This window comes from Streptomyces sp. NPDC058307 (assembly GCF_042880295.1).
Lineage (GTDB): Bacteria > Actinomycetota > Actinomycetes > Streptomycetales > Streptomycetaceae > Streptomyces.
In genome coordinates, this window is the sequence record NZ_JBHVYZ010000018.1 from 23797 (window position 1) to 31187 (window position 7391).

Here is a 7391-nt window from a genome sequence, read left to right on the forward strand (position 1 = left end):
GTGCTGCTACTCGGCGTTCACATAGGGCCGCCAGCCTCCGTACTCCGTGATGTCCTCGGCGTTCTTCAGAGCGCCGGGTTCGCAGAGAAAGCCGGGGACGTGGGTGCCGTCCGCCAGCTGCACCCTGCCCAAGGTCATCGGGCGGGGGAGGGCCGTCAGGAGGCGGCCGAGGCCCTCCGTCGGCAGGCGCCACACTTCCGCCTCGATCGCGGCACCGCCGTCGCCGACGTGCACCAGACCCGGTTTCGGCGGGACCGTCCGCAGGGCGTGCAGGCGGTACACCGGTGCCGTCGTGGTCGTACGGTCCAGGCGGGCGCCCAGGGCGAGGAGTTGGGGGTTCAGCGGCTGGCCCGTCAGGTGGGCGCCGACCACCGCGAGGCGTGTCTCCGGCTGGAGCAGGCGCGCGATGCTCGCCAGGCGTTCGTCGGTGTGTGCCGGGCCGATCAGCATCACGCCGAACGGGAGGCCGTTCACCTCGCCCGCCGGGACGGCCGAGGCCGCCAGGTCGAAGAGGTTCGTGGAGTTGGTGAAGCGGCCCAGGCGGGCGTTGGCGCCCAGCGGGTCCGCGGCGACCTCGGCGAGGGTGGGGTGACCGGGGGCGGTGGGCAGGAGAAGGGCGTCCGCGTCGGCCAGTTCGGCCAGGGCCCGGGTGCGGAGCGTGGCCAGGCGGTCCAGGTCGGCGTAGAGCTGGTGGGCCGGGAGGTCGCGGGCCCGGGTGATGATGGCGGCGACCGTGGGGTCGAGGGAGTCGTCGTTCGCTTCCATCGCCTTGTCGACAAATGTCCCCACCGCTGTGTAGCGCTCGGCGACGAACGCGCCTTCGTAGAGCATCGCCGCCGCCTGGGTGAAGGGAGTGAGGTCGAGTTCGCGTACCGAGGCGCCGGCCGTGATCAGTCGGTCCACGGCCTCCTCGTACGCTGCTGCCCACCCCTCGTCCAGTTCGCCGAGCTGCTCGCGCGGGGGGACCGCGATCCGCCAGGGGCCGGGGCGGCGTCCGGGCAGGGACGGGGCGGTGCCCGTCGTCATGTGGGACAGGGCCTGCTCGGCCTCCGGGAGGGTGCGGGCGAAGACCGTCACGCAGTCGATCGAGGCGCAGGCCGGGACGACCCCGGCCGTGGGGACCAGGCCGCGGGTGGGTTTGAGGCCGACGATGCCGTTGAAGGCGGCCGGGACCCGGCCCGAGCCCGCCGTGTCGGTGCCCAGGGCGAAGTCCACGATGCCCAGCGCCACCGCGACCGCCGAGCCGGAGCTGGAACCGCCGCTCACCCTCAGGGGGTCGTAGGCGTTGCGGACCGCGCCGTACGGGGAGCGGGTGCCGACCAGGCCCGTCGCGAACTGGTCCAGGTTCGTGGTGCCGAGCACGATCGCGCCCGCCGCGCGGAGCCGGGCGACCACCGGGGCATCGGCCTCGGGACGATAGGCGTACGACGGACAGCCCGCGGTGGTGGGCAGGCCGGCCACGTCGATGTTGCCCTTGGCGGCGAACAGGCGGCCCGCGAGGGGCAGTCGCTCACCTCGCGCGAGCCGTTCGTCGATCGACCGGGCCTCCCGCTCGACCTCCTCCCGCGGGCGCAGGTCGATCCAGATCTCGGGGCGGTCCACGGCCTCGACGCGGTCGTAGGCGGCACGGACCCGGGTGACGGTGCTGGACATGGCTCGCTCCTCTTCCACTGTGCGGCCGAGTTTCACTGTGCGGGCGGGTCTCACTGTGCGGGCGGGGCCAGGACGAGCAGGGCCGTCCCCGCCTCGACCTGGTCGCCCGGCCTGGCCAGGATCTCCGCGACCACGCCGGCCGCCGGCGCGTGCACCCGGGACTCCATCTTCATCGCCTCCAGGGCGAGCAGCGGCTGTCCGGCCGTCACCACGTCACCCGGCTCGACGTTCAACTGCCATACGGAAGCGGCGAACTCGGCCTCGATCAGCCGGCCTCCCGCAGGGACCGCGATGTCGGCGGGGGCGGCTGCCGGTGCGGACACCGACTCGGCACGCGCGAACTCGCCCGCCGCCTCCCACGCGTCCCGCTCCGCCGCGAAGGCCGTCTGCTGGCACGTCCTGAACTCCGCGATGGACTCGGCGTGTTCGGCGAGGAAGGCCTGGTACTCGGCGAGCGAGAAGGTGCCCTCCTCGATGCGGGGCACGAAACGGCCGGAGGTGATGTCGGCGCGCAGCTCCAGGAGTTCGTCCGCCTCCACCGGATACCACTTGATGCGGTCGAAGAAGCGCAGCAGCCAGGGCGAGCCCGGCTCGAACGCGCCGCGCTGCTGCCAGGGCGACCACACCTGGGTCGTACGGCCCACGAACTGGTAGCCGCCGGGGCCCTCCATGCCGTAGATGCACAGATACGCCCCGCCGATGCCGACCGAGTTCTCGGCTGTCCAGGTGCGTGCCGGGTTGTACTTCGTGGTCACCAGGCGGTGGCGCGGGTCGAGGGGCGTGGCCACCGGGGCGCCGAGGTAGACGTCGCCCAGGCCCAGGACGAGGTACTCCGCGTCGAAGACCGTGCGGTAGACGTCGTTGACCGAGTCCAGGCCGTTGACGCGGCGGATGAACTCGATGTTCCACGGGCACCAGGGCGCGTCGTCGCGGACGCCCGCCATGTACCGCGCGATCGCCTCGCGGGTGGCCGGGTCGTCCCAGGAGAGCGGGAGGTGGACCGTGCGGGAGGGGACGACCAGTTGGTCGGACGGGGGGAGCGACGCGGTGATCTCCCGTACCGCGGCGAGGAGTTCGTGCTGGGGCAGCCGGTCCGGGTCGGTGCGGATCTGGAGGGAGCGGATGCCGGGGGTGAGGTCGGTGATGCCGTCGAGGCACTGTTCGGCGACCGACTCCATCAGCGCGTGGACGCGCATCCGCAGCGCCAGGTCCAGCTGCATCGGGCCGAACTCGACCAGCAGGTTGTCGTCGCCGCTGCGGCGGTACGTCACATCGCCGTCGCGGGCGAGGATGCCGCCGTCCACGATCGCCGGGCGCGCCGAGCCGTCGGTGTTCACCGGGACGAAGCGGACCGTGTCACCGGGGCGCAGCTGGCCCAGCTTCCAGCGCTCGGTGCTGATGACGGTCGCCGGGCACACGAACCCGCCGAGGGAGGGGCCGTCCGGGCCCAGCAGCACCGGCATGTCGCCCGTGTAGTCGACCGCGCCGACCGAGTACGGGGTGTCGTGGATGTTGGACGGGTGCAGCCCGGCCTCGCCGCCGTCGGTGCGGGCCCAGCGGGGCTTGGGGCCGACGAGTCGGACTCCGGTGCGGGCCGAGTTGAAGTGCACCTTCCAGTCGGCGGCGTAGAAGTCGCGGATGTCGTCCTCGGTGAAGAACTCCGGGGCGGCGTGCGGGCCTTCGGCGGCGGCGATGTACCAGGTGGAGGTGAAGGAGGGACGCGTGGAGGTGAAGGAGGCACTCGTGGAGGGGGAGGAGAGGCGGTCCTCGACGGACGTGCTGTCGGCTCGGCCCGACCCGTGCAGTACGTCGCCCGTCCGCAGGGCCCGTCCGCCGTGTCCGCCGAAGCGGCCCAGCGTGAAGGTGCTCGCGCTGCCGAGGAAGGCCGGCACGTCGAGGCCGCCCGCGAACAGGACGTACGTCCGCAGGCCGTGTTCGGCGGGTGCGCCGATCTCCAGGACCGAGCCCGCGGGCACACTCACCGGCTCCCACTGCGCCACGGGGGTGCCGTCGACGGTGACCGGGGCCGGAGCGCCCGTCACGCAGACGGTCGTGGGGTGGGTGAACCGCAACGACGGTCCCTGCAAGGTGCATTCGAGGCCGGGGGCTGTCTCCGGGTTGCCCAGCGCCCGGTTGCCGAGCCGGAGGGAGAGGTCGTCCATCGGGCCGGACGGCGGTACGCCGACCTGCCAGTAGCCGGTGCGGCCCGGCCAGTCCTGGACCGTGGTGAGGGTGCCGGCCGTGACGACCTCGATGCGCGGGGTCGGGTCCTGAATCCCCGAGAGGGTCGCCGTGGAGTGCGCGGCCGTCCTGAAGTCGGGGTCGGCCAGCGCCGCCCGGACCAGGCCCAGGTTGGTCTCGATGCCGTCGACGCGGGTGCGTTCCAGGGCCTCGTCCAGCCGCTGGAGTGCGTGGACGCGGTCCGGGCCGTACGCGATGATCTTCGCGAGCATCGGGTCGTACGACGTCGTCACCTCGGTGCCGGTCTCCACCCAGCCGTCGACGCGCACCCCGCTGGGGTACTCGACCCGGGTCAACAGGCCCGCGCTGGGCCGGTGTTCGCGGGAGGGGTCCTCGGCGTAGACGCGCGCCTCGACGGCGTGGCCGCGCGGGGGGCCCGGCTCGCGTACGACGTCCCGCTCGCCTTGGGCCAGGCGGAGCATCCAGGCGACCAGGTCGACGCCGTAGATCTCCTCGGTGACCGGATGCTCCACCTGGAGACGGGTATTGACCTCCAGGAAGTAGGCTTCCTCGCGGGCGGCGTCGTAGACGAACTCGACGGTTCCCGCGGAGCGGTAGCCGACCGAGGCGCACAACTGCCGTGCGCTGTCCGCGAGTTGTGCGCGGACGTGGGCGGGAAGGCCAGGTGCGGGAGCCTCCTCCAGGACCTTCTGGTTGCGGCGCTGGAGGGAGCAGTCTCGGTCGCCGAAGGTGACGACCCTGCCCTCGCCGTCGCCGAAGACCTGCACCTCGACATGGCGGGCGTGCTCGACGAGGCGTTCCAGGAAGACGCCGGCCAAGGAGAAGGAGGCGGCGGCGACGCGCTGCACCCGGTCCCAGGCGTCGCTCAGTTCGTCGGCGGAGTGACAGGCCGACATGCCGATGCCGCCGCCACCGCCGGTGGCCTTGAGCATGACGGGATAGCCGATGGCTCCGGCCGCTTCGAGGGCTTCGTCGAGCGAGGGCAGCAGGCCCGTTCCCGGCGCCAGCCGTACTCCCGCCGCCTCGGCTGCGGCCCGTGCCGTGTGCTTCGCGCCGAACAGCTCCAGCTGCTCGGGCGCCGGGCCCACGAACACGATCCCCGCCTCCTCGCAGCGGCGGGCGAAGACGGCGTCCTCGGACAGGAAACCGTAGCCGGGGTGGATCGCGCCCGCGCCCGAGTCCTTGGCCGCCTTCAGCACCAGGTCGGCGTCGAGATACGACTCCTTCGCGGGCGCCGGGCCGAGACGTACGGCCTCGTCGGCGAGCCGGACGTGGGGTGCGGCCCGGTCGGCGTCGGAGTACACCGCGACGGTCCGCAGGCCCAGTTCGCGGGCCGTGCGGATGATGCGGACCGCTATCTCGCCCCGGTTGGCGACGAGGAGGGTGTCGAAGGTCATGCGCCGGCCCCGATCGTCGTCTGTACGGATCCCTCCACGGACCCGATCGTCATTTCCACGGGTGTCGGGTCGAAGCCGTTGCACGGGTTGTTGATCTGGGGGCAGTTGGAGACGAGGACGAGGACGTCGCGTTCGGCGCGCAGGGTCAGGGAGAGGCCCGGGGCGGAGATGCCGTCGACGATGCCGAGGGTGCCGTCCTTCTCGACCGGGACGTTCATGTACCAGTTGATGTTGGAGACGAGGTCACGCTTGCCGAGGCCGTACTTCGCGCCCTCGGCGAGGAAGTTGTCCACGCACGCGTGCTGCGACCAGGTGTGGTGGCCGTAGCGCAGGGTGTTCGACTCCTTGGAGCAGGCGCCGCCGACCGTGTCGTGGCGGCCCACGTCGTCGGCGGTGACCGTCATCAGCGGGGTGTGCTCGTTGGACATCAGCACGCTGCCTGTGGTGAGGAAGATGCCGCTCTGCGCCTGAACGGTGTCGGGGGCGCTGTAGCGGACCGCCGTGTCGTGGGCGTCGTAGACGAGGAAGTCGACGGCCTGGTTGCCGTGGAGGTCGGTGATGGTGAGTGTCTCGCCCCGGCGGATGACGGAGGACCAGGCGGAGCGGGCCGGAACGACCGCCTTCGTACGCGTCCCTTCCAGCGTATGCGTCCCTTCGAGGTTCATGCGCGTCCCTTCGAGGCGAGGAAGTCGGCGGTGTTGAGGAAGGCGCGGCGGCCTTCGGGGGTGGCGTCCCAGAGGGGGTCGCCGGCGCGGGTGGGTTCGGCGCGCCAGGCGAGGACCTCCAGGGGGGTGCTGACGTAGGCGGGCCGGGGGTCGGCGGGGTGCGGGACGTTCGCGATCAGCACCGTCACGTCCTGTTCGGCGCGGAGGGTGACGGCGGCGCCGGGGCCCGCCGAGCCGGTGAAGTCGAGGGTGCCGTCCTCGCGGATGCGGACGCCCTGGAAGAAGGAGAGGGAGGGCGGCAGATCGCGGGGTTCGAGGCCGTTCTTCGCGGCCGCCAGCTTGAAGAGCTCGCGGCCGGCGGGGGAGGGGCTCTGGGGGGTGCCGTCGCCGTAGCGCTCGGTGTTGCGGGCCAGGGTGGAGGTGCCGCACAGGGCGTCGTGGCGGCCGGAGGTGTCGGTGACGACGCTCGCGAGGACGCGGCCCTGGTCGGACAGGAGCAGTTGGCCCTCGCCGAGGTAGGCGTTCCACTGGACCTTGACCGTGTCGGCGACGTTCAGACGCTCCCAGGGGCGGCCCTCCGCGTACAGGAGGACGTGGGCGCAGGCGTCTCCGTGGAGGTCGGTGAGGCGCAGTTCGGTGCCGCGGGCGAGGACGCGGTGCGTGTAGTTGCCGCCCGCGACGGTCTCCGCCCACACCAGGGGGCCCGCCGCGGCAGGCGGCTCGGGCCAGTCGCCGGCCGGTACGACGGGCATCGCCTCGGCACGGGTGCCCTCCTGGGCACGGGCGTGTTCTCGGGCTCCGTATGTGGTCTCTGTGGCCATGGCGGACCTCCGGGGGCGGGGGTGGGGTGAGGCAGGGGTGGGGGCGGGGTGTTTCTGTCGCTTGACAGAAATTAAGGGCGGGGTAGGTCGGGGGGATTGCCCTGGTGTTGCCGGGTGGTTACCGGGGCCTCACGTGGGCTCATGGGGGCTCACGGGGGTGGGGCGCGTGGTCGGGTGCGGGCCGGTGGGAGCTGGCCGCGCAGTTCCCCGCGCCCCTGGGGGTTGGTGTGTGCGTGCCGCTGGGCGGCGGGGGTGCGTCCGGTGGGTGTGGTCGTCCCGGGGCGCCCGAAGATCACCCGGCGATCACCCCGCGCCCTGTGTGCGAGGATCGAACGCATGGGTACGACAGGTGGGGCGGCGGAGTCCGGGCGGCGGGTCGGCAGGCCACGGGCCGATCGGCGGCCGGACAGCGGGCTGGCGCCTCGCGATGAACTCCTCGTCGCCGCAGCCGAGTTGTTCACCTCCCTTGGCTATGCGGCCACCAGCACCCGGGCCGTCGCCGAGCGTGCGGGCATGCGGCAGGCGTCCATGTACCACTACGTCTCCGGCAAGGAGGAGCTCCTCGCCCAGCTCCTGGAGTCCACCGTCACGCCCTCGCTGGCGTACGCCCGTGAGCTGCTGGCGGACGACAAGGTCCCGGCCGAGAGCAGGCG

Annotated in this window: 5 protein-coding genes; 1 reads left to right on the forward strand and 4 read right to left on the reverse strand. The window is 72.6% G+C overall.

Features of this window, described 5'->3' with window-relative positions:
- Positions 1 to 6: 6 nt before the first annotated feature.
- The 4 genes from atzF to ACFVYN_RS15670 are packed head-to-tail and all read right to left on the reverse strand — an operon-like array spanning position 7 to position 6738.
- Positions 7 to 1653, reverse strand: coding sequence for an allophanate hydrolase (atzF, locus tag ACFVYN_RS15655; RefSeq protein ID WP_389998067.1), 1647 nt, complete (start codon positions 1651 to 1653; stop codon positions 7 to 9).
- A 50-nt stretch (positions 1654 to 1703) separates the two neighbouring features.
- On the reverse strand, positions 1704 to 5252 hold the full coding sequence (locus ACFVYN_RS15660; protein ID WP_389998069.1) for a 5-oxoprolinase/urea amidolyase family protein: 3549 nt from the start codon (positions 5250 to 5252) through the stop codon (positions 1704 to 1706).
- On the reverse strand, positions 5249 to 5917 hold the full coding sequence (locus ACFVYN_RS15665) for an urea amidolyase associated protein UAAP2 (RefSeq protein WP_389998072.1): 669 nt from the start codon (positions 5915 to 5917) through the stop codon (positions 5249 to 5251). Before ACFVYN_RS15665 ends, ACFVYN_RS15660 begins: the two co-directional genes overlap by 4 nt.
- Positions 5914 to 6738 (reverse strand): urea amidolyase associated protein UAAP1, encoded by an 825-nt coding sequence (locus ACFVYN_RS15670; protein ID WP_389998075.1) that lies wholly within the window; start codon positions 6736 to 6738, stop codon positions 5914 to 5916. The genes ACFVYN_RS15665 and ACFVYN_RS15670 overlap by 4 nt, the downstream gene beginning before the upstream one ends.
- Before the next feature lie 336 nt (positions 6739 to 7074).
- On the opposite strand from ACFVYN_RS15670, the gene ACFVYN_RS15675 reads away from it, so the two are divergent.
- A partial coding sequence (locus tag ACFVYN_RS15675) for a helix-turn-helix domain-containing protein (RefSeq protein WP_389998078.1) occupies positions 7075 to 7391 on the forward strand: 317 nt, incomplete at its 3' end.

Excerpts from the sequence above, each read along its gene's own strand:
- atzF (WP_389998067.1), bottom strand. The coding sequence starts at position 1,653 with ATGTCCAGCACCGTCACCCGGGTCCGTGCCGCCTACGACCGCGTCGAG.
- ACFVYN_RS15670 (WP_389998075.1), bottom strand. The coding sequence starts at position 6,738 with ATGGCCACAGAGACCACATACGGAGCCCGAGAACACGCCCGTGCCCAG.
- ACFVYN_RS15665 (WP_389998072.1), bottom strand. The coding sequence starts at position 5,917 with ATGAACCTCGAAGGGACGCATACGCTGGAAGGGACGCGTACGAAGGCG.
- ACFVYN_RS15660 (WP_389998069.1), bottom strand. The coding sequence starts at position 5,252 with ATGACCTTCGACACCCTCCTCGTCGCCAACCGGGGCGAGATAGCGGTC.